This window comes from Planctomycetota bacterium (assembly GCA_035384565.1).
Lineage (GTDB): Bacteria > Planctomycetota > PUPC01 > DSUN01 > DSUN01 > DAOOIT01.
The window spans coordinates 60,895-83,344 of the sequence record DAOOIT010000013.1 but is presented as its reverse complement, the minus strand read 5'-3'; the positions used below and the strand labels follow the sequence as shown (position 1 = coordinate 83,344).

The following is a 22,450-nucleotide window of genomic DNA, read 5'->3' as shown; positions in this document are numbered from 1 at the left end:
GACCTTCGGCACATCCGTGCGTACGATACTGGGCGAGCACCGGGCAAGGTCCATCACAGGAGCACTCCCCATGATCAGCCCTGCCGATGTCATTGTGCTTTCGGTCGCCCTGGCCGGCGCCGTGGCACTGGCCGCCGAGGGGTCCGCGCGACGCGAGGCGGTGGCGCTCCGGGCCAGGCCGTTCGACCTCAAGCAGGTGCGTCTGCTCGAGGGACCTTTCAGGGACGCGCAGGAGCGTTGCCGCAAGTACCTGCACGAACTCGACTCGGACCGCCTGCTGCACACCTGGCGGCTCAACGCGGGCCTGCCGTCGTCGGCGAAGCCCCTCGGGGGCTGGGAGGCGCCAAACTGCGAGCTCCGCGGCCACTCGCTCGGCCACTACCTGTCGGGCTGCGCGCTGATGTACGCCAGCACGGGCGACGAGGCGCTCAAGGCCAAGGCCGACGCCCTCGTGGCCGAACTGGCCAAGTGCCAGAAGGCCCTCGGCGCGAGCGGCTACCTGAGCGCCTTCCCCGAATCGTTCATTGACCGCGTGGAGGACTGCAAGCCCGTCTGGGCGCCCTACTACACGCTGCACAAGGTGTGGGCCGGCCTCCTCGACATGCACCGCCACGGCGGCAACGCCCAGGCCCTCGAAGTTGCCACGAGAATGGCCGCCTGGCTCAAGGCGCGCCTCGACAAGGTGGACGACGCCCGGATGGAACGCATCCTCAACCACACCGAGCAGGGCGGCATGAACGAGGCCCTCGCCAACCTCTATGCGGCCACGGGCGACCCCGCCCACCTCGCCCTCGCCCGCCGCTTCGACGAGAAGCACTACACCGAGCCGCTGGCCCGCGGCGAGGACCGCCTCAAGGGCGAGCACGCCAATTCCTTCATCCCCAACATGATCGGCTCGGCCCGGCAGCACGAGTTGACGGGCAACCCCCGCGACCGCCAGATCGCCGAGTTCTTCTGGAACCAGGTGGTCGGCGCGCGCTCCTACTGCACCGGCGGCACCTCGAACAACGAGCACTGGCAGGGCGACCCGCATCAACTCGCCCACCAGCTCGGCGACTGCACGCAGGAGACCTGCTGCACCTACAACATGCTCAAGCTCACCCGCCACCTCTTCGAGTGGGAGCCGCAGGCGAAGTACGCCGACTACTACGAGCGCGCCCTCCTCAACAGCATCCTGGCCACGCAGGACCCCGCGACCGGGATGATGATGTACTTCGTGCCCCTCGCCCCAGGCCGCTGGAAGACCTTCAACCTGCCCAACGACGCCTTCTGGTGCTGCACGGGCACGGGGTTCGAGAACCACGCGAAGTACGGCGACAGCATCTACTTCCACGACGAGGCGGGCATCTGGGTCAACCTCTTCATCGCCTCGGAGCTCCACTGGCCCGAGAAGGGCATCCGCCTGTGCCAGGAGACCCGCTTCCCCGAGCAGGAAGGCACCACCCTCATTGTGCGAACTGAGAAGCCCGTTACCCTCGCCCTCCGCATCCGCGTACCGTATTGGGCGGCCAAGGGCGTTCGCGTCGGGGTCAACGGCCCGCCTCGGCCTCTATCCCTGGAACCCGCTCCGCCCAGCTACTTCGTTGTGGAACGCACCTGGTCCGATGGCGACAAGCTGGAGGTCTCGTTGCCGATGAGCCTCCACGCCGCGCCCATGCCGGACGACAAGACCCTCGTGGCCTTCATGTGCGGGCCGCTCGTCCTCGCCGGCAAGCTCGGCGGCGGCGAACTCATCAAGGACCTCACCTACACGGGCCAGAACTGGTATCGCTTCCCCGCCGACAAGATTGCCCCTGCGCCGCCGTTGCTCACCGAGAGCGATGATGCGACGACGCTGCTCAAGCCCGCCGAGGGCCAGCCGCTGACCTTCCGCACGGCCGGCCAGGCGCAGGATGTGACGCTGATACCGTACCACAAGCTCTTCGGCGAACGCTACGCCGTCTACTGGCGCGTCTACCGCAAGGGCAGTCCTGAGCACCGGCGCGCCCTGGCCGAAGAGGAGGCGCGCAGACAGCAGCAGGCCCGAATCGTGGACGAGGTGAAGATCGGCGACGCCGAATCCGAGAAGGCCCATCGCCTTCAGGGCGAGCGGACGGCCAGCGGCACGGCCTTCGGACGAAACTGGCGCCACGCCACCGACGGCGGCTGGTTCAGCTACGACCTCAAGGTGCTGCCCGATGCGCCGCTGGCGCTCGCCTGCACGTGGTGGGGTGACGAGGCGGGCAACCGCAAGTTCGACATCCTGATCGAGGGCACCCGCCTGGCCACCGTCACCCTCCTGCACAACAAGCCGGGGCAGTTCTTCGAGGAGGAGTATCCCCTGCCCGCCGACCTGACCCGCGGCAAGCAGGCCGTCACGGTTCGCCTCCAGGCCCATGCCGGCCACATCGCCGGCGGCATCTTCGGCTGCGCGGTGCTCAAGGCGAAGCCGGCGGAGTGAGATCCGCCACGGCGGGGTGTCGCGCCAGGCGCGTCAGCGTGACAGACTCTTGCCCGCCTGGACCCTGAGTGCCCACACCGCCGTGGGCTGGCCATAGCCGCCGGTGACGAGCAGGCAGAGCTTGTGGCCGGGGTCGTAGACCAGGTTGTAGTTCATGCCGCAGCCGAAGGGCAGGGTGGCCGTCGGAACCTGCTCCCAGGCATCGGCGGTGAGGTCATACAGCCAGGTCTCGGCCTGGAGCTTCGCGCCTCGGTCGTCCAGCCTGCGGTCTGCGAGAACGACTGTGCGGCCCGCCGCGGCATCGAAGCACATGGGGGTGTGCTGGTCCTTCGGCGGGCGGTCGCCGGGGGTGGGCATCTTCTTGTGCTCGCCCGTGGCGGGCCAGTAGGCGGCGATGTCGTTGGCGTCCTCGTTGCTGCCGAAGACGACCAGTGCCTTGTTCTTCGCATCGTAGGCGGCCGCGGTGTGCCAGCCGAAGAAGCCCTTGGGGGCGACGCGCCTCCACTCGCGCGGCTCGCCGGCCAGCTCGAAGACGCCGTCGGGGCGGTAGCCGATCACGGCCTTGCGGTCGCTGTCGTAGGCCGCGCAGTAGGGGAAGAAGTGCTCCGGCTTGCAGGCGAGGGGGCGCCACTCGCGCCCCTCGAGGTCGAAGGTCCAGGTGGGATGGCGCTGGACCTTGGGCCACTGCTCCTTGAGGGCGTTGGTGAAGCGGCCAGGGACCATGTGGGCGGGGTAGCAGGCGACGACGAGCTGGTCGCGTTCGGGGTCGTACACGAGCGCGCCGAAGGTGTGCATGGCCCAGGGGTGTTCGCCCTTCGGGCCGGCCACGGGGAGGCCCTCGGCGTTCACGGTGTAGGTTTTCGGGTCGTCATCGGGGTACAGGCGGCTCCACACGCAGGCGACGGGGTCGAAGACGAGGGGGCTGTTCGTCCAGTCCTTGCCGTGGGTGTTGCTGCCGAAGAGGACGAGGAGGCCGCGTCGGGAGTCGAAGGCCGCGCCGCCATGCTCCTGGCGCTGGAAGCGCACGGGGTCGGCGGGCCCCTGCTCGTGGAGCTTGTGCCAGCGGTTCGGTTCGAGGGCGAGGAGCTTGGGGTTCAGGGGCTGCGCGCCGCGTGCTGCCGCCGCGGCGAGGAGGGCGAGGGTGAGACCGTGGTTGCGGAACGATGAGGACGTGAGCATCGGCCAGGTTCCCGGCGAGGGTCAGTGGGTCAACGGACGCTCGGGACAGGTTCGGAACACCTGCCTCCTGGCTTGATGTTACCCCGGTCGGGCAGCAGAGGCAAGGCCCGCGGAGGGCAGTTCCACTCGGAGGCGGTTGCGATGTCACCTTGGGCTTTCGCCAGCGGCAGGACCTGAGGGCCGTCCGAAGGTATTGGAACCTTCGGGACGGAACTTGAAAGAAGGGGGTCTTCGGGGTTTGCTGATCCTGCCTCGACTGGCCGGTGCAGGGCGTGGGCATGCCCTCTCCCTGCGGACCTGGCGGTTCCTGGGGAGGGCCCTGCCGAGGGGCTGGCGGGCGCAGCCTGCGCATGCTGTATCAACCCTGTGAGGGGGGAAGTGATACAGCATGGATAGAAGGACGAGGATTGGCGATTCTCGCGGTTCCGGCCATACCTGCTCATCTGGGGGATGAGCAAGCATGTGAGCGGGAATGCCCGGAGGGCGTAAGGCGTTGGGGTATAGAGGGTTATGGGACGGTCCTCACTGGCGCCACATCTCCCGTCGCGCGCTCCCCAACGGGGCCGCGTCAGGATGGTCAAACCGTGGCGAGTCCGACATCTGAAGCCTCAGGCAAGCGGTCCGCCCGCAGGAACGTCCGACATCGCAATCGCCGCATAGCGAGTGCCGAGCAGTTGACAGGCCACGGGCCGGCCAGCTACAATTGGCGTGAATGCACGGGGTCTCCCCTCGGGTGGTGTTGAGCCGCGTCTGCGGCAGTTAGGCCAGGCTATGAGGGTACCCAGGCACATCGGCGTCATCCCCGACGGCAACCGCCGTTGGGCGCAGTCGCGGGGCATGACCAAGGAGAAGGGCTATGCGCCCGGCGTCGAGCCCGGCCTCGCCCTCTTCCACCTCTGCCAGCAGGCGGGGGTCAAGGAGATCACCTACTACGGCTTCACGATGGACAACACGAAGCGCCCCACCGTGCAGCGCCGCGCCTACACCGACGCCTGCATCCAGGCCGTGGAGGCGATGACGCACGAGGACGTGGCCCTGGCGGTCGTGGGCAATGCCGAGTCCCGCATGTTCCCCAAGGAGCTCCTCCCCTACACCACGCGGCGCACCTTCGGCAAGGGCGGCACCAAGGTCAACATCCTGGTCAACTACGGCTGGGAGTGGGACCTGAACCACCTGCGGGGCACAAGTCCCGCGCAGAAGAACGTCATCAAGCACCTGCGGTCGGCCATCGTGTCGCGGGTGGACCTCATCATCCGCTGGGGGGGCCGGCGGCGGCTGAGCGGCTTCCTGCCCGCGCAGTCGGTCTACTCCGACTTCTACGTGGTGGACGCCCTGTGGCCCGACTTCAAGCCCGAGCACTTCTACCAGGCCCTGAAGTGGTACCAGGAGCAGGACATCACGCTGGGGGGCTGAAGGCCGGGCATTCCTGCTTCATCGTGACGGCGAGGGGTCTTCGCCATCCCGCAGGGCGAGGGCGCCGGTGGGACAGGCCGCGACGCACGCGGCCGCGGTCTTGCGCAAGCCCTCGGCAATCGGCCGGTCGAACGGCACGCCGACCACCACATCGAAGCCGCGGCCGATGAAGGTGAGGCCCAGCTCCTCCTTTTCCCTCGCACAGACCTGGATGCAGAGCCCGCAGCGGATGCACTTGCCCGGCTCATAGAGAATCTGGCTGTGCTGGCGGTGCTGGACGAAGGTGCGGCGTTCGCCTTTGAAGCGGCTCGGGCTGGCCTCGAGCGCAGCGCTCCAGCGGCGCAGGCGGCAGGCGCCGGGCTTGCGGCAGTCGCAGTGCAGGCAGCGCAGGGCCTCGGCGCGCGCCTCGGCCTCGGTGAGGCCGGCCGCCAAGCCGCCCGAGGGCTCGACACGCGGAACGTCGGAAGCCTCGGCGAGGAAGGCGGCCATCTCGCCCTCCTTGAGCTTGCCGATGTGGGTGGAGAAGGCGTGATGCGTGATGCGTGATGCGTGAGAGGAGCCAGAGAGGAAGGCGCTGATCGAGGACGCGGCAGCGCGGCCGTCGGCGACGGAGCGGACGGCCATCTTCTGCGGCCGAATGGCGCCGCCCGCGGCGAAGACGCCCGCGACGGGCGTGGCCAGCGTCTCGCGGTCGGCCTCGACGCCCGTCTTCGAGGCGGGCAGGCCCAGGCGCGCGGCGTCGCCAGGGCGCAGTTCGCCCGCCGCGACCAGAATCGCATCGAAGTCGCCCTGAAGTTCGGCGATGCTCTCGACCCGCTGGCCGAGCCGCAACTCGGCGCCGAGGCGCGCGACGAGGGCAATCTCCGCGTCGAGGGCGGCTCGCGGCAGCTTGTCCTCGGGCACGGCATACTGGAGCATGCCGCCCGGCTTCGCGTGATCATCGAAGAGCGTCACGCCGTGGCCGTCCCGAAGCAGGTACCAGGCGGCGGAGAGTCCGGCGGGGCCGGCGCCGATGACGGCCACGCGCCTGCCCGTGCTGGGCCTGCGCTCGGGCAGCCACGGCTCGGGCGCGGCGAGATCGGCATCGCCGACGATGCGCTTGAGCAGGCAGATGGAGAGCGGCGCGTCGTGCTGGCCGCGCCGGCAGCCCTTCTCGCACGGGGCGGGGCAGATGCGGCCGAGCACCGAGGGCAGCGGGATGTGCTCCTTGACCGTGACGACGGCGTCGCGGAGGCGCCCCGCGGCGATCTGGCGGATCATCAACGGGATGTTCATGTGGGCCGGGCACACGGCGTGGCAGGGGCCGATGCAGTCGCCCAGGTGGTCGCTCAAGAGCAGCTCGAGGGCCATCGTGCGCGCGTCGCGCACCTCGTCGGTCTCGCTCTCGACCTCCAGGCCGTCGGCGGCCACGGTGGCGCACGAGGGCACGAGGCCCGGCTTGCCCTTGAGCTTCACGACGCACACGAAGCACGAGGTCGAGTGCTCGAAGCCCTCGAGATGGCAGAGCGTGGGGATCTCGATGCCGAGCGCATGCGCGGCATCGAGCAGGGTGGCGCCAATGGGCACCTCGACAGGGCGGTTGTCAATCACGAGCCTCGGCATGACTTAACCCAACAGGACCGATAGGACAGACGGGACCAAGCGGCCTACTCCACCTTGATGGCAGCCACGGGGCACAGGGCCTTGCAGGTGCCGCAGCGGATGCACTTCGTGGCGTCAATCGCGTGTTTCTCGTAGGGCGTCATCGGGATCGCATCCACGGGGCAGTGCTGGGCGCACAGCGTGCAGCCGATGCAGTCGTCGGTGACGACGTACTGGATGAGGGCCTTGCAGCGGCCGGCCGGGCAGCGGCCGGCGATGTGGGCCTCGTACTCGTCGCGGAAATAGCGGATGGTGGTGAGCACGGGGTTGGGCGCGGTCTTGCCCAGGCCGCACAGGCTGCCCTTCTTCACCATGGCGGCGAGGTGCTCGAGCTCCTCGATGTCGCCCTTGCGCCCCTCGCCGGTGCGCAGGCGCTCCAGGATGTCGAGCATCCGCCGCGTGCCGATGCGGCAGAAGGTGCAGCGGCCGCACGACTGGTTCTGCGTGAACTCGAGGAAGTAGTGCGCGATGTCCACCATGCAATCGAGGTCGTCCAGCACGACGAGTCCGCCCGAACCCATGATGGCGCCGGCGGCGGTGAGGGCCTCGAAGTCCACCGGCACGTCGCTGAGGCTGGCGGGCAGGCAGCCGCCCGAGGGGCCGCCGATCTGGACGGCCTTGAAACGCCGCACCTCGCGGGGCGCGGCCGCGGGCAGGCCGGCGCAGGGCGGCGCCTGGCCCACCCCGCCGCCCACCTGCTCGACCACCTCGCGGATCGAGATGCCCATGGGCACTTCGACGAGGCCGCCGCGGGCCACCTTGCCGGCGAGGGCGAACACCTTGGTGCCTTTGCTGGTGGCCGTGCCGATGGCGGCAAACGCCTCGGCGCCGTGCCGCAGAATCCAGGGCACGAGCGAGTAGGTCTCGACGTTATTGATCAGGGTGGGCTTGCCCCAGAGCCCCTTTTCGGCAGGATAAGGCGGGCGGAGTCGCGGCATGCCGCGCTTGCCCTCGATGGAGGCGAGCAGCGCCGTCTCCTCGCCGCACACGAAGGCGCCGGCGCCCTCCATGATCTGGAGCCGCAGCGAGAAGCCGCTGCCCAGGATGTTCTCGCCCAGGAGGCCGCGCTCGGCCAGCACGCGGAGCGCCTCGCGCACGCGGCGGACCGCCAGCGGGTACTCCTCGCGGATGTAGAGGTAGCCCTCGTCGGCCCCCACGGCAAAGGCTGCGATGATCATGCCTTCGAGCACGCGATATGGGTACGACTCGAGGAGCATGCGGTCCATGAACGCTCCGGGGTCGCCCTCGTCGCCGTTGCAGACGATGTGCTTCTTCTCGCCCTTCGCCTTGCGAACGAGGTCCCACTTGACGCCGGTGAGGAAGCCGGCGCCGCCGCGGCCGCGGAGCCCGCTGCGCCGAATCTCCTCGATGATCGCGTCCGGAGTTTGCGATTCAGAATTCCGGATTCCGGAGTTCCCTCCGCACTCCACGCTCCGCACTCCGCACTCGCCCACTTCCTGGGCGACCCCAAGACAGCGGCGCAAGGCCACAAAGCCATCATGTGCCAGATACTCGTCGAGATCGGTCGGGTCAATCTCGCCGCAGTGTTCGACGGCCAGGTGCTTCTGCGGGCCGAGGAAGGCGGCCACGTGGGGGTCGCGCACGTCGAGCGCGTAGCGGGTCACGGGGGTCCAGGCGGCATCGGTGTAGAGCCGGTCGAGCAGGTTGGCGGCAGCGACCTTGAGGCGCCGGCCGAGGCTGCGCGGGCGGAAGTGGCGCAGCACGATGGCCTCCACGTCCTCGGCCTTCACCTGCGCGTAGAGGGCCGTGGGCTTCCCGGGCCGCACGATCTCGACGAGCGGCGTCTGATGGCACATGCCCACGCATCCCACGCGCTTGATGCGGGCGCGCACGCCGCTATGGGCCAGGGCGGCCTGAAGCGCGTGCTCGACCTTGCCGCTGCCGCGCGCAATGCAGCACGAGCCGAGGCCGATGCGAATCTCCGCCCCGTCGCCCTCGTGCTCGGCCGGGCGGTCGGCCCAGTGCTTCTGTTCGCCTGTGCGGTCCAGCTCCAGGAAGTCGCGCAGCACAGCCGGCACGCGGTCGGGCGTCAGATGGCCATAGGTCACCTCGTCAATCTGCACCACCGGCGCCAGCGTGCAGCACCCCAGGCAGGCCACCTTCTGAAGCGTGAAGAGGCGGTCGGGGTCCGTGTCGTCGCCCTCGGGCACGCGCAGGTGGCGCACGAAGGCGTCGTGGACGAGTCCCGCGCCCTTCACGTGGCAAGCGGTGCCCACGCACACGCGCACGAGGTGCTGGCCCATGGGGCGGTGGCGGAACTGGCTGTAGAAAGTGGAGACGCCCATGAGGGCGGCGGGGGTGATCTCGGTGGTCTCGCACACCCGCCGCAGCGCCTCTTCGGGCAGATAGCGGTAGTGCGCCTGGATGGCCTGGAGGATGGGGATCACCTTCTCCGGGCCACGGCCGATCCCGGCGACCACCTGGTCAACGAATGTGAGGTCCAGTGCGCTCATCGTATTCCTGCACGAGGAGGAATGGACGGGCGGATGAATGGATGAATGAAAGACCGGCTCTGGCACTCATCCAACCATCCATTCATCCGTCCATCCTCCGTCCGCTTCACTTCTTGCCGATACAGAACAGATGCTTCTCGCCTCGAAGGATGATCCGGCCATCGAGAAACGCCGGGGTCGTGCGGCAGCCCTCGCCGAGCTTGCAGCGGCCGAGTTCCTTGAACTCCCGGGCGGCGGCGACGAGGATGGTGACGCCCTTCTCCGTGGTCACGAACACCTTGTCGCCCGCCAGGCTGGGCGAGGAGGAGCAGTTCTCCTCCAGGTCCTTCTCCCACACGCGCTTGCCGGTCTTGGCATCGTAGCAGGTGAGCGTGCCGCCGGTGGAGAGGGTCCAGAACAGCTCGCCGTTGGTGAGCGGGCTGGCGATGTCGGGCAAGCCGTCCTCGGCCTTCCACAGGATGTGGGTCTCGGTGACGTTGCCCGAGCCGTCGGTGCGCACGGCGCTGGCGTAGGAGCCTGCGTTGGCGGCGTAGGCTACGCCGTTGGCGTAGACGGGCGACGGGGCGATCTCGCCGCCGAGGCACTCGGCCCGCCACAGCTCCTTGCCCGAGGCGGCCTCGTAGCCGCACAGGAACGGGTCGCCGCAGACGATGATCTGGTCGCCCTGGCCGCTCTTGGCGATGATGGGGGTCGTCCACGTCTGGGGCGTGTCGCGCTTGGTCTCCCACACGGTGCGGCCGGTCGCTGTGTCGAGGGCCATGAGCTTCGACTTCTTGTCGTCGGCGGTGGCTTGGTCGTAGAGCACGAGCAGGCGGTTGCGCCAGAGGGCGAGCGACGAGGCGTGGCCGTAGCTGTTCTCGGGCGTGCCCAGGTTGCGCGCCCAGGCGCGCTGGCCCGCAAAGTCCACGGCCACCACGTCGCCCGTGGCGAAGAGGGCGTAGACGCGGGCGCCGTCGGTCGCGGGGGTCGAGGGCGCCCACTCGACGCCCTCCATCGTCTTCGGCCGCTGGGCGGGGCTGCCCGGGATGCCCGTGGCCGCGTGAGTCCAGAGGAGCTGGCCCGTCGCCACATCGAAGCAGTAGAGATCGAGCCTCTCCTTGCTCGAGCCGGTGAGGAACACGCGGTCGCCCCACACCACGGGCGAGCTGGGCGCGTTGAGCGGGACCGCGGCCTTCCAGAGAATGCCCTGGCCGGTCGCGCCGTCCCAGGCCGTGGGCGCATTGGCGTAGGCGGCCACGCCGAGGCCCCATGGGCCGCGGAAGCGGGGCCAGTTCCCCGCCACCTCGTCGTCGGAGGGGTAGGTGGCTGCCGCCTCCCCTGCCCCCTCGCGGCGCCCGAGGATGCTCGAGGCCGTGAGCGCGAGGCCCGCGGCTCCGAGGACCAGCAGAACACCGGTGGCGGCGACCGACCAGCGCGACGCCTGCGCCAGGCGGTCCGCCCAGCCGGGCATGGCTCCGGCGCCATGAGGCTTCGGCAGCTTTCGTCGGAGGACACTGGCCGCCTTGAGCGCAACGACGCCGACGACGAGGCCCGCGAGCAGCAGCCATCGGCCGGTGTTCGTCGCATGAGAGTACAGGAAGAAGTTGCGCCGCAGCTCGACGTCGAGCGCGCGGATGCGCTCCTTGAGGCCCTCGTTCATCGGGTCGCCGCGCAGCGCGGCCTTCAGCTCGGCGAGCCGGTCGGCCGTGCGGATGTCCTCGGCCTGGCTGCGCAGCGCGTCCACCACCATGAACCCGCTCACCACGGCGGAGAAGACGCCTGCGACAATCGCCGTGGCGATGGCGGCCTGGAGCCAGGCGCGCTTCGCTTCGGGCGGCTGGGCGCTGGCGCGGGTGGTTGCCTGACCCATCACGTCACCTTACCTGGCGGGGGATGAATGGATGGGTGGATGAGTGGATGAATGAGAAGGCGACGCTCGCTCCTCCATCCATCCAACCATCCATTCATCCAATCATCCTCCCTGGGCCTTCTGCCTGATCTCCGCGTCCTTCCGGCGACGCAACTCCACGGGGCAATAGTCATAGCACCGCCCGCAGGCCACACAGGCGCCGCGGTCGGCCTCGTAGTCGTCGCGGCGGCGGCGAATCGAGAGGTGGAGCAGCATGCCGCCGACCACGAGGCCCAGGTAGCCGCCGAAGAGCCGCCCCGCCACGGCGAAGCTGCGCCGCAGCCGGCGGGCCTCGGTGTAGAGTTCCTCGGTCGTGCGCCCGCTCTCGTAGAAGGCGTCGCTGGCGTCGGTCGTGCCCGTCGCCTCGCCCAGTTCCTCGGCCCGCACGCGTTCGGCCGTGGTCACGACCACGTGCATTTTGGCGAACGGCGTGCCCAGCGCCCCGCCCGCCACAAAGCCGGCGGCCGCCAGCACGGGCAGCAGCGCGAGCAGCAGGGCCAGCCGCCGCCGCCCGGCCGCGCGCTCGGCCGGCGTGGGCGGCTCGACCGGCTTGTGAATCGCCCCGAACGGGCAGGCATCCTCGCACAGCCGGCAGCGCACGCACTGGTCGGGCGTGATCGTCACCCGCCGGCCCGAGGCGCGCGACAGCCAGCCCAGCACCACGCCGTAAGGGCACAGGAACCGGCAGTAGGGCCGTCCGATGAACATCCCCACGGCCAGCACCCCGCCGCCGAAGAGCAGCATGCCCAGCGAGCCGCTGAGCCGGAAGAAGCCCACAAAGGGGTCGTAGCGGCAGACGAGGAACGCCGCGCCTGTGGCCGCAAAGAGCACGGCTCCGCCCAGGTAGGCATAGGCCAGCACCCGCAAGCCGCCCTCCAGCCACGGCGCCACCCGCACAGGGCGCACGAGCACCGCGTCCTGCATGGCCCCCAGCGGGCACACGGCGGCGCAGAAGCTCCGCCCGAAGAACACCGTGAACACGAGCGGCAGCAGGAAGTAGGCCAGCACCACGAGCGGCACGGCGTAGCCTGAATCGAAGAGGGCCAGCGTGACGTTCTGGATCGCCCCGATCGGGCACACGCAGCCCTGGCGCCAGAAGCCGAAGTAGACGAGGCAGGCGACCATGAGCGCGAAGACGGCGTTGCGCGAGCGCAGCTTCAGCGCCGCCCACGTGGCCAGGCACAGGGCCACGAAGAGCACCGCCACATCCACCCCCTGCACCGCCGGCGCGGCCGGCGCCGGGTACTGCTCGTGGGGCAGTTGGTGCTGGCTCTCGGTGAACTCGGGCGGCGGAAAGCGTTGCGCGCCCACCGCTACGCCGCACGCGGCCAGCAGCAGAGCCGTCAGGATGAAGCTACGCGCCCTCACGTGGTCGTCCTACCCCTTCTTCGTGGTTGCGGGCGAGTAGCCTGGACGATAGAGGTACCCCGGTTCGGCGGGCACCCGCGAGAAGGCGTCGGCCGGGCAGGCCACGGCGATGCTGCACTCGTTGCAGTTCAGGCAGCGGTCGTGCCGCACCTGGAGGAAGAGCGAGGCGTTGCCGAACGAGCGGCACCCCTCCACGCACTTGCCGCAGCCGATGCACAGCGGCTCGTCTATCTCGTACTCGAAGTACGGGTCCTCCACAAACGTCCGCTTGATCGCGGCCACGGGGCAGAGCTGGTTCTCGGCGGCCGTGGTCAGCTCGTTGGGGTCGGGCTCGAAGTAGCCCGTGCACAGCTCGCAGTAGCCGCACATGGCGTAGGCATGCACGCACTTCACGGCCGAGGGCTTGAGCACGCAGTTGGTCGCGCACTTGCCGCACTGCGTGCACTTGCTGGGGTCGAGCTGCCACACGTCGCGCGTCCTGCTGGTGCGGCGCGCGGCCAGGTAGCCGCCCGTGCCCGCGAGGGCCGCGAGGGCCACGCCCCGCATGCCCTTGCGGAAGAACTCGCGGCGGGGGATGGCCTGCTTGTCTTCTGGCATAGTCAGCACCTCTCTCGGAGAGGATGAATGGATGGGTGGAGGAATGGAAGGATGTAAGAAGGCAACGCGTCTGCCATCCATCCATCCAACCATCCAGTCATCCATTGATCCCCTTCTTCCTCACAAACACCCGCACCCGCCTCGCGGCGGGGTCAAGCACCAGGATCCGCCCCTGGCTGTCCGCGGCCAGGTCGAGGCCGGTTGCATGCTTCTCGAAGCAGTCGGGCGCGGCGACCACGCACTCGAAGGCGCCGTCGTGGCTGTAGACTTTCACCCGCGGCATGCCCTTCTCGGCGGTCACGAACCGCCCGTCGGGCAGCACCGCAATGTCGGTGGGGTTGCAGCAGCCGCTGAAGCCTTCGAGGGCGACCGACGCCTTGCCCCACGACGCCTCCAGATGCCCGTCCGCCGTATAGGCCTCGAGGCGGTGCCGCCCCGGGTTCACCGCCCACAGCAGGCCGTCGCGCCCGATCGCGACGTCCAGAAACGGGCTGTAGACCACCAGGCCGGGGATGTTCCGCTCCTCATCCTTCTTGCCGATCAGGCCGAGCTTCTTGCCCGACAGGTCGAAGCGCAGGATCACGCGATTCCCCGCGTCGGCCACGAACACCGCCTCCTCGCCCACGGCAATGGACGTGACGAGCGCCTTCGCGCCCAGGCTCTCCCACACGGCCTGGCGTTCGCCCCGGGCGTCGAAGACCTCCACGTGGTCCTTCATCCCGACATAGAGCGTCCCATTCTCGGCGACGGCCAGGCAGCGCGGCGCGCCGCCCGTCTTGGTCTCGCCCTCGCGCTTCCCGTCGGCGCGGAACACGAGCACCGTGTCGTCACCCGCCACGAGGACTCTGTCCTTGGCATCCACGGCCAGCCCGCGCAGCTCCTTGAGCGGCACGTCAATGGCCGCCGCCTCGTCGTAGTGGATCAGTTTCGGGTCCACCTTGCGCAGCTCAGTGAGGTCGTAGGTGAAGTCCTTCCCCAGCCCGCTGCCCTCCTCCTTCCCACAGCCGAACAGTGCCAGAAGGCATGCCGCGGGGATGGCTGCCCATCGCAGATCGTAAGCCGCAAATCGCCAATGCTTCATGGCTTCTTCACATCCAGACACGCGATGCGCGTGAAGTCGCGCACAATGAGCCGCCCGCCCGCAATGGCCATCGGCCCCCAGGCGTCGTGGCCGTGGTCGAAGATGGTGGCCTTGCCCAGCGGCTTGTAGCCCACGGGCGTGGCCTCGGCCATCGTGAGCACGCCCTTGTCGTTCATCACGAAGATCAGCCCGTCGGCGACCAGGTAGGGGCCGAGCCCGAAGAGGTTCGCCGACCCGCTCTCCCAGAGCACCTTGCCGCCCAGGTCGGCGCAAGCGAGCTGCCCGTCGCTGCGTACGGCGTAGAGGTTGCCGTCGTACAGGATCGGCGTGTGCTGCGGAGAATCGAAGACCTTGGGCTTCAGCCGATACCGCGTCTCCACGCGGAACTCGTCGTTCTTCTCCTTGAGCTGGAACATGGCGCTGCCGGCGTTGTAGCCGCCCGTGAGGAAGATGCGCCCGTCCTCGAACACCACGGGCGACGGCACCATGGCGATGCTGATCCGCCAGTCGGGCGTCTTCCACAGCAGCTTGCCATCCTCGGCGTCCACCCCTGCCACGCCGCCGCTCGCACAGTAGACGTAGGTGCGGCGGTCCGCGAAGTCCATCGGCACCACCGACGAGTGGGTCATCTTCCAGTGGTCGGGGTTGGGAGTCCTCCAGAGCACCTTGCCCGTTTCGATCTCCACGGCCATGAGCAACGCTTCGGGGCCGCCCACGCCGAGAATCAGCTTGTCGCCATCCACCAGCGGGCACTGGCCGGCGTACCACTGCGGCACCGTGGCGCCGTAGTCCTTCACGAGGTCGAGGATCGGCCACTTCGGCTCGCCCGTCTCGGCGTCGAGGCAGGTGACGTGGCACTTCGGGCCGAGAGCGACCACGTGTTTGTGCGTCACCGTGGGCACAGTGCGCGACATGCCGTGGTTGCGCTTGACCTTCACGGGATAGGCGAAGCGCCAGATCTCGCGGCCGTCGGCCAGCGACAGGCAGCGGAGGGCGTCGGCGTGCTTCTCCTGGTCGTAGTCGAGCAGGTACACGCGGCCGTTGCGGATGGCCGCCCCCGCATAGCCCTCGCCGACATTGAGCCGCCAGAGCACGGGCGGCCCGTCCTTCGGCCACGAGCGGGCGAGCGACGTGTCTTCGCGACTGATGTTGTCGAGTCGCGGGCCGCGGAAGCGCGCCCAGGCGCCGGGCAGCTTGGCCGGCTCGCCGTCGCCCTTCGTGAGCGTGCCCTCCACCTTGCGCGCCACGGCCTCGACCACGCCCGCCGGCCGGTCGGTGCCGGGCACACGGGGCGCGAAGTCGCCGGCCGGCGTGGCGCGCAGCCACAGGACCAGCGCGAGCGCCCCCGCCACGCCAGAGAGCACGGGGATGAGTCGCGGAAGCAGCCTCATACTTCCAAATTACCAGATTCGCCCCGAATCCCCAAGCCCAAATCGCACGTCAAGGGTGGCAACTCCCCCTCCCTGAGGTCGGCGCCCGGGGCCGCTCCGCCCGCCTCGTCCATCACGTCCATCCTGTCCATCGGCTCAGTACCGGATAGCCAATGGACATGATGGACACAGTGGACAGCAGAGAAGCCGCCACTCTCACTCGTTCCTCAAGGCATTCAGCAGCGGGCCGCGGAGCGCGGCCGCGGCGGCCAGCCACGTCCACAGCAGGCCGCTTGCGGCCACGACCACAAGGGTAGCTCCCAGCGATAGATACGGCACATCCGCCCCCGGCGACCGCAGCGCGGGCAGCACGGCGATCACCGCCGACACTGTGCCCGCCACGAGGCCCAGAGCCAGCAGGCCCCAGTGCTCGGCCAGCACGAGCCACACAAGCGCCCGCTTGCGGAAGCCCACTGCGCGCAGAAGTGCCAACTCGTTTCGCCGCTCCATCACGTTCCGCAGCACCACCACGCCCAGCCCCACGCTCCCCAGCAGCATCGCCAGCCCACCAAGTGCTTGGAAAATGGAGAGATACGTGTTCTCAACCGCACCGAACTCCGCCAGACGCCGATAGGCCGGCATGAGTTCCAGGCCCACGTCTTCGAGACACCGAGAGAGTTCGGCGTTGACAGCGTCCATGTGCCCAAGACCGCTGATGACCCTTGCGTGCGGCTCGGCGGCGCGCAGAGCTGCAATCTTCCGAATCTCCTGTCCGGGGCGCTCGGGCATCGGGCAGTCCACCAGGAACGCCCGATACCCCTCATCGGCGGGGAAGAGGCGGATGAACTCATCCTCGGCAATCAACAGGTTGCCCTGGAGAATCGAGTTGGCGATGATCCCCGCGATGAGCACGCGGAACGGACGGCCGCGCCCGTCGGTGTACTCGACCATGTCGCCCACCCCTTTGCCCAGCCCCCAGGTCACGGTCGCCTCGTCGCCGATGGCCGCCACCACGCCGTCCTGAAGCCGCACGTGGAGCAGCTCCCAGCCGTCCTCGTCCGACCGCGTGGGCAGCCACTTGAGGAGGGTGAACGCGCCGCGCGACTGAAGGTCCTCGGACCGCACGCCGAGCAGCCTCGGCGCCTGGGCGCGATTGAGGTTCAGGCAGCTCGCGTCGTCGCCCTCGCGCACGCGCAGCGGCACCACGCTCACGCCCTTCATCACCGCATCGTCGAGGCCGTAGGCCTTACGGCCTTCCAGGGTATTGAGGTCCTCGAAAACAGGCAACGCCGTTTCACCGTAGAAGGCGAAGCCGCCGGTGCCCGACGAGCGCCGCGCTGCGTCGGCCAGCGGGTCCTTGCGGTTCGCGCCCACCGCGAACACGAGGAAGCTCGCGCACGCGAGCAGACCCACCACGGCGAGGCTTCGGCCACGGCGGCGGGTGGCATTGCGCCAGCCGAGAGTGCCGAGGCGCTTCGCAGGCGACACGGTTCGCCTCACGGCCAGGGCCGCGTGGCTCAGCGCCAGGCCGCCGACGAGCAGCAGCGCCCCAGCCCCGAAGAGGCCCATCGCCGCCGCCTGATCGCGCCGCGCGCCCATCGCGGCAACGATGGCCAGCGCCCCCGCAATCGCCACGGCGGCGAGCCAGGGCGCCAGCCGTCGCCGCTTCAGCTTCGGGGCGGCGAGCGTGACGCCCGCGCCGGCGAGCAGTTCGCGCGGGGCGCGCCGCGCCTGCCGCCGCAGTGCGAGCCACATGGCCGCGATGGCCACAACAATGCCCGAGCAACCGCCCAGAAGCAGCGTGACCGTCGCCGCGTGGTACCGAATCGCCGAGCCGGCGACGGCCCCGCGCCATACGCCGGCCAGCGCGCCCACCACGCCCCGCGTGTAGAGCGTGCCCCCGAACGTGCCGGCGACGCCGCCAACGACGGCCAGGATCGCGCCCTCGGCCAGCATGAGCCGCCGCACCTGCCGCGGCGTGAAACCGAGCGCAAGGAGCAGACCCACCTGCTCGGCCCGCTGCTCGATGCCGAAGACGAAGAGCAGCCCCATCAGCAGCACCGCCGCGGCAATGAGGAAGAAGCTCAGGCCCAGGAAGAGCTGGCCGAAATCCAGCGCCTGCGTGCTCGCCCGCAACGCTTCTTCGCGCACGGGACGGAACGCCAGGCCGAAGTCGGCGGGGTCCAGGCTCGCGAGCAGCGTGCGCTCGAGCTGGGCGCGCGGGGGCGGCGCCGGGATGCGAATCGCCGTGAGGTCGCCGAACCGGTTGCCCCAGATCTTGCGCCCGGCGGCCAGGGAGATGAATGCCTTGGGCGTGCCGCGGTGCTTCGCCCAGTAGTCCTCGTCGGCCTTGCGAATCCTCTTGAGGTCAATGGGGATGCCGGGTCGCCAGTCACGACAGTTGTCAATGTCGGCGAGGCCGGGGTAATTCGGCATCAGGTCGCGGTCGCCGGCCAGCCCCTCCATCGGCGCGACGGCGCGGATGCGGAACCGGGCCGTCTGCTCGACGAGCTTGCGGTTCGGCCCGACGGCGTAATAGGTCACCAGAAGTTCGTCGCCCAGCTTCGCCTGGGTGTCGCGGGCGAGCCAGTCGCTGAGGACCACTTCCTTCTCCGAGAGATCGGGCGGCAGGAATGGCGGGGGCGCGCCGGCCTCACTCAGGGGCCCGAGGGCAGCCACCATCGAGTACGGCACCCAACGGCCCTCGATGCGCAGCTCGTTGACGAAGTACGTCAGCACGCCGAGGGCGTTGGGAAACGCCTTGGCCGCCGCGGCGCCGGTGGCAGGGTCCAGGAAAATGCGGTCGGTGCGAAGCTCGGCCACGCCCTGCGCGGGCAGCTCGCGCAGTTCTAGCCCGAGGTCGGCGAGCGTGCAACTGGCCTTGAGCGCAGCGTCGGCTGCGGCGGGCGGCGTCGGGCCGGCCGCGCCGCCGACGAGGAGCAGGTTGGCGCGCCCGGCCTGCCCCACCCGCTTCTGGAGGAGGCGCAGCGGCACGAAGGCATTGTGGGGCGCCACCTGGTTGGCCTGGAGGCCGAAGCGGCCGCCCTGGGCGTCGCTCACGATGCCCGCGACGGCGAGCCGCATCGCCACGGTGGCATCCTCGGTGGGCACCAGCGGCGCGTCGCGTGAGAGCATGCTCGGGTTGTCCATTCGCAGCAGCACGTCGTCGCCCTCGCGCACGCCGAGCTGCGCGGCGAGCCGCTCGTTCAGGAAAAGGCCGTCCGCAGGGCCGCCCTTCACCGAGCCCGCCTCGACGGGCGCGTCGATGATCCCCGGCTCTCCTTCGGAACCGGCAAGCGCCCAGAAGCGGCTGTCGGCACCGAGGACCTGGACGTTGTTTGCCCGCGCCGTGCCGTCGGAGTTGGCGGCCACGCCGCGCAGGCGCAGCACGGGAGCCACCATCGCGCGTTCCTGGGGCGAGGTCCGCAGCCGCTTCTCCACGTCGGTGGCCAGGCGCTCCTCGAAGAAGCGGCTCCCCGCGTCCAGAGCTGCCTCGATGCCGCCCAGCCGCGCGAGCGCGGTCGCGCGCAGGGTGTAGCGCACCGAGTCGCCCACGGCCAGAGCGCCGACGAGCACCGCCGTGCTCACCAGCGCGCCGAGCACGACGCCCGCGTGGGTGCGCCAGTAGTGGCCGAGGGAGCGGAGGATGAGCAGAAAGATGGACATTGCGACTGCCGACAGGGCCGATGGGACGGACGGGACCGATAGGACCTACGGAGGAGCGGCCCTCAACTCGCCTTCGCGCAACGCGAGCACCCGCCCCATCTTCGCCGCCAGGTCCAGGGCGTGGGTGACCAGGATGAGGGCGACCCCCTCCTCGCGGTTCAACTCGACCAGCAGGTCGGCCAGATTGTCGGCCGCGGCGCGATCGAGGGACCCCGTTGGCTCGTCGGCCAGGAGCAGGCTCGGGCGATTGATGAGGGCGCGCACCACCGCCACACGCTGCCGCTCGCCGCCTGAGAGCTGCCCAGGGAAGTAGCCCAGCCGCTCGCCGAGGCCCACCCGCGCGAGCAGGCTTCGCGCCCGCGCCTCAGGGGCATCGCCTCTGCCGCCAGCCACCAGGGTGGGCACCAGCACGTTCTCGAGCACGGTGCACTGCGGCAGCAGGTGATGAAGCTGGAAGATGAAGCCGATCTCGCGGTTGCGCAGCAGGGCGAGGGCCTGGTCGTCCAGAGCCGAGAGGTCCTGCCCCTTGAAGTGCACGGAGCCGCCCGACGGGCGGTCGAGCGCGCCGATGAGGTTGAGCAGCGTGCTCTTGCCGCAGCCCGACGGCCCCACGATGGCGAGCGACTCGCCGTCCTCGACCCGCAGCCTCACGCTGCGCAGCACAGGCGGGGCCGCGCCCTCGGGGCCCTCGTAGCGCTTCGACACGTCCACCAGTTCGAGCAAGGGGGCGGCAGCAGACATTCGGGCTCCTGCGGTCTGCGTCCCTTCTGTCTCTCCCATCCCTTGAGTCTCTTGTGTAGGAAGGAGACAGAAGGGACTCAAGGGACAAGAGGGGCGGATCACCTCTTCACAAGGGCGCTGTAGACCTCCATCGTCTTCCGCGCTGTCACCTCCACGGCAAAGTCGCGTCGGACGGCTTCGCGGCCGCGTGCGCCGAGTGCGCGGGCGCAGGCGGGGTCGGCGAGGAGGGCGCCCAGCGCGGCGGCGAGCGGCTCGGGGCCGTCGCCGTCGTAGAGCACGCCCCCGCCCGTGGCTTCGACCAGCTCGGGGAACGCGCCCCGGCGCGGCAGCGCCACGGGCACGCCCGCGGCCAGCGCCTCGATAACATACATGCCAAACGCCTCGGGATGCCGCGAGGGCACCGACAGCACCGACAGGGTGCGCAGGAACGCCTGGCGCTCGGCCCGCTGGAGGTTGGGCAGAAACTCCACGGCATCGGCCGCGCCGGCTTCCGCCACACGATGGCGCACGCCGCGGAGGAACGGCTCGTCGGCCGTCGTCCATCCACCCGCAAGCCGGAGCCTCAGGCCGCGGAACTTCGGGCGAAGAGCCAGAAACGCCTCGGCCAGGAAGTCCACGCCCTTTTCGGGGCAGAGGCGCTCGAGGAAGCCGAGCACGGGCGGGGCGCCTGTGACGGCAGCGGACCGGTCGGACCTGTCGGACTCGTCTGCCTCGTCGGACCTGTTCGATGGAGGCCCGAAGCCCCCGCGCGCGTCTGGGGCGGGCGAGTAGCCTTCCACGGGAATGCCGTTGTGGACGACGTGCACCTTCTCGGGCGGCAGGCGCAGACGCTCGCGCATCAGGCCCGCGTAGTAATGGCTCACCGCGATGAAGGCGTCCACATGAGCCGCCCGCTCGACAATCGCGTCGTAGGCCTGCGCGCGTTGCGGCTCGGGCAACCCGTCGAGGAAGATATCCTCGTCCTGAAGCACGCACACGACCGGCACGCCGAGCCGCTCGCGCAGGGCGCGGGCCGCGCCGATGAGCAGGCAGTTGGAGAGGGAGACAACATCGGGCTTCTGCTCGGCAGCGAGCCATTCGATCAGGCGCTCGAGTTCCCTGGCCTGATGCCCGTGTTCGCCGCGGAGCATGGAGAGCGTGGTGTCGGCGAGGTCGCGGGCGCGGGTCATGCCCGCGCGCTTCGCCGCCCAACGGAGCAGCCAGGGCGCGTCGAGCCAGCGCGTGAGCCCGCGCGGCAGGCGGCGAAAGAGGGCCGACTTCTGCTCGAGGTAGACGTTGATGCCGCCGAAGAAGACCGGCGCGGCCGGCACGCTGGTCGGCTCGTCAATCTTCAGGGGCAGGTAGAGGGGGACCATGAGCGGGTCGTGGCCGAGCCTGGCCACGGCGCGGATGAGCGCGGCGTCGCGCAGGCAGTTCTCGCAGTAGAAGCTGCCGCCAGCCCCCGGCATCAGGTAGACAATCCTCATCGTCTCGCCCCAAAGGCGTAAACCGTGCCATCCTCGGAGCCGACAATCACTTTGCCGTCGGCTACGGCCGGCGAGGCGATGACCGGCTCGCCGATCTCGAAGCTCCACACCTGCTTGCCGTCGGCGAGGCGCACGAGGTAGAGGCGCCCGTCGGCCGAGCCGAAGACCACCTTGTCGCCGCAGATGACGGGCGAGCTGTCCACCTCGCCCCGCGTGCGGAAGGCCCAGAGCGGCTTGCCCGAGTCGCGGGCGAAGCAGTGGAGGCGCCGGTCGCGCGAGCCGACCACGATCCGGTCGTCGCCAATGGCGGGCGAGGCGAAGAACGGCTCGCCGCCCTGGCTCTCGTGCTTCCACACGATCCTGGGGTCCGCCGTATCGGCGCAGAACAGGGCGCCGCCGTAGTTGCCCACGAATACGCGGCTGCCGGCCATGGCCGCCGAGGCGGCGATGTACGAGCCAGTCTCGATGGCCGCCAGCTTCCGGCCGTCCGCCACCGCCACCACGTGGATGAAGGCATCGCAGCCGCCGAAGGTGATTCGTCCGTCCGAGACCGCCGGTGCGCCGTTGACGTAGTTCTGCGTCGCATACGTCCACACGGCCTTGCCCGTGGTGGCATCCACGCAATGGAGCTTGTTGTCGTAGCTGCCCACGAGCACCCAGGTGCCCTTGCCTTCGGGCGCCGGCACCGTGTTCGCCCCGCCCATGATCTGGCCGCCGGTCTCGTACTTCCAGCGGAGCTTGCCCGAGGCCGCGTCGAGGCAATAGAGAAATCCCGCATCGCAGCCCACGAACACGCTGTCGCCGGCCACGCAGGGCGCGGCCTGGACCGAGTCCTCGGCCTTGAACTCCCAGAGCGGCTTGCCGCTGGCCAGGTCGAGGGCGTAGAACTTGGCGTCGTTGGAGCCGACGAAGACGCGCCCCGCCGCGATGGCGGCGGAGGACTTCACGGCGTCGCCCGTCTTGAAGCGCCAGAGGAGCGCGAGCGCGTCGGGCAGGGCGCCGGCGGCGCGGCCGCTGAGCGCCGCGTCGCCGCGGAAGATGGGCCAGTCCGCCCCCGTCGCCGAAGGCGGCTGCGCCACACAGAGCGCCCACACCGCGCATAAGAGGGCCATTGCGGAGAGCGGTT

14 protein-coding genes are annotated in these 22,450 nt (G+C 69.8%); 2 read left to right on the top strand and 12 right to left on the bottom strand.

Annotated features, from left to right (window positions below):
* Window positions 1–70 precede the first annotated feature (70 nt).
* On the top strand, window positions 71–2,440 hold the full coding sequence (locus PLE19_07055) for a glycoside hydrolase family 127 protein (GenBank protein HPD14688.1): 2,370 nt from the start codon (window positions 71–73) through the stop codon (window positions 2,438–2,440).
* A gap of 33 nt (window positions 2,441–2,473) precedes the next feature.
* On the opposite strand, the gene PLE19_07050 is transcribed toward PLE19_07055, so the two are convergent.
* Window positions 2,474–3,619 (bottom strand): hypothetical protein, encoded by a 1,146-nt coding sequence (locus tag PLE19_07050; protein ID HPD14687.1) that lies wholly within the window; start codon window positions 3,617–3,619, stop codon window positions 2,474–2,476.
* Window positions 3,620–4,390: 771 nt separating this feature from the next.
* Between PLE19_07050 and uppS the strand changes: the two genes are divergently transcribed.
* Window positions 4,391–5,032: a polyprenyl diphosphate synthase gene (gene uppS / locus PLE19_07045; GenBank protein ID HPD14686.1), complete on the top strand. Its 642-nt coding sequence runs from the start codon at window positions 4,391–4,393 to the stop codon at window positions 5,030–5,032.
* 18 nt (window positions 5,033–5,050) lie between these two features.
* On the opposite strand, the gene PLE19_07040 is transcribed toward uppS, so the two are convergent.
* From PLE19_07040 to PLE19_06990, 11 genes are all read right to left on the bottom strand, one after another.
* Window positions 5,051–6,634, bottom strand: a complete 1,584-nt coding sequence (locus PLE19_07040) for a 2Fe-2S iron-sulfur cluster-binding protein (GenBank protein HPD14685.1) — start codon at window positions 6,632–6,634, stop codon at window positions 5,051–5,053.
* A gap of 44 nt (window positions 6,635–6,678) precedes the next feature.
* Window positions 6,679–9,147, bottom strand: a complete 2,469-nt coding sequence (locus tag PLE19_07035; GenBank protein HPD14684.1) for an NAD(P)H-dependent oxidoreductase subunit E — start codon at window positions 9,145–9,147, stop codon at window positions 6,679–6,681.
* Window positions 9,148–9,253: 106 nt separating this feature from the next.
* Entirely contained in the window at window positions 9,254–10,996 is a 1,743-nt protein-coding gene (locus tag PLE19_07030; protein HPD14683.1) for a PQQ-binding-like beta-propeller repeat protein, read from the bottom strand.
* Between the two features lie 102 nt (window positions 10,997–11,098).
* Window positions 11,099–12,403: a 4Fe-4S binding protein gene (locus PLE19_07025; protein HPD14682.1), complete on the bottom strand. Its 1,305-nt coding sequence runs from the start codon at window positions 12,401–12,403 to the stop codon at window positions 11,099–11,101.
* Window positions 12,404–12,412: 9 nt separating this feature from the next.
* Complete coding sequence (locus PLE19_07020) at window positions 12,413–13,000, bottom strand: ferredoxin (protein ID HPD14681.1); 588 nt, start codon at window positions 12,998–13,000, stop codon at window positions 12,413–12,415.
* Window positions 13,001–13,097: 97 nt separating this feature from the next.
* The gene (locus tag PLE19_07015) at window positions 13,098–14,081 is read right to left on the bottom strand and encodes a hypothetical protein (GenBank protein HPD14680.1); all 984 of its coding nucleotides are present in this window, start codon (window positions 14,079–14,081) and stop codon (window positions 13,098–13,100) included.
* Window positions 14,078–15,472, bottom strand: a complete 1,395-nt coding sequence (locus PLE19_07010) for a PQQ-like beta-propeller repeat protein (GenBank protein ID HPD14679.1) — start codon at window positions 15,470–15,472, stop codon at window positions 14,078–14,080. The genes PLE19_07015 and PLE19_07010 overlap by 4 nt, the downstream gene beginning before the upstream one ends.
* Before the next feature lie 195 nt (window positions 15,473–15,667).
* Window positions 15,668–19,117, bottom strand: a complete 3,450-nt coding sequence (locus PLE19_07005; GenBank protein HPD14678.1) for an ABC transporter permease — start codon at window positions 19,115–19,117, stop codon at window positions 15,668–15,670.
* Between the two features lie 45 nt (window positions 19,118–19,162).
* On the bottom strand, window positions 19,163–19,858 hold the full coding sequence (locus tag PLE19_07000; protein ID HPD14677.1) for an ABC transporter ATP-binding protein: 696 nt from the start codon (window positions 19,856–19,858) through the stop codon (window positions 19,163–19,165).
* Window positions 19,859–19,956: 98 nt separating this feature from the next.
* A complete protein-coding gene (locus tag PLE19_06995) occupies window positions 19,957–21,324 on the bottom strand; it encodes a glycosyltransferase family 4 protein (protein ID HPD14676.1) in 1,368 nt (455 codons plus the stop codon).
* The gene (locus PLE19_06990) at window positions 21,321–22,436 is read right to left on the bottom strand and encodes a PQQ-binding-like beta-propeller repeat protein (protein HPD14675.1); all 1,116 of its coding nucleotides are present in this window, start codon (window positions 22,434–22,436) and stop codon (window positions 21,321–21,323) included. The genes PLE19_06995 and PLE19_06990 overlap by 4 nt, the downstream gene beginning before the upstream one ends.
* Between the last annotated feature and the right edge of the window lie 14 nt (window positions 22,437–22,450).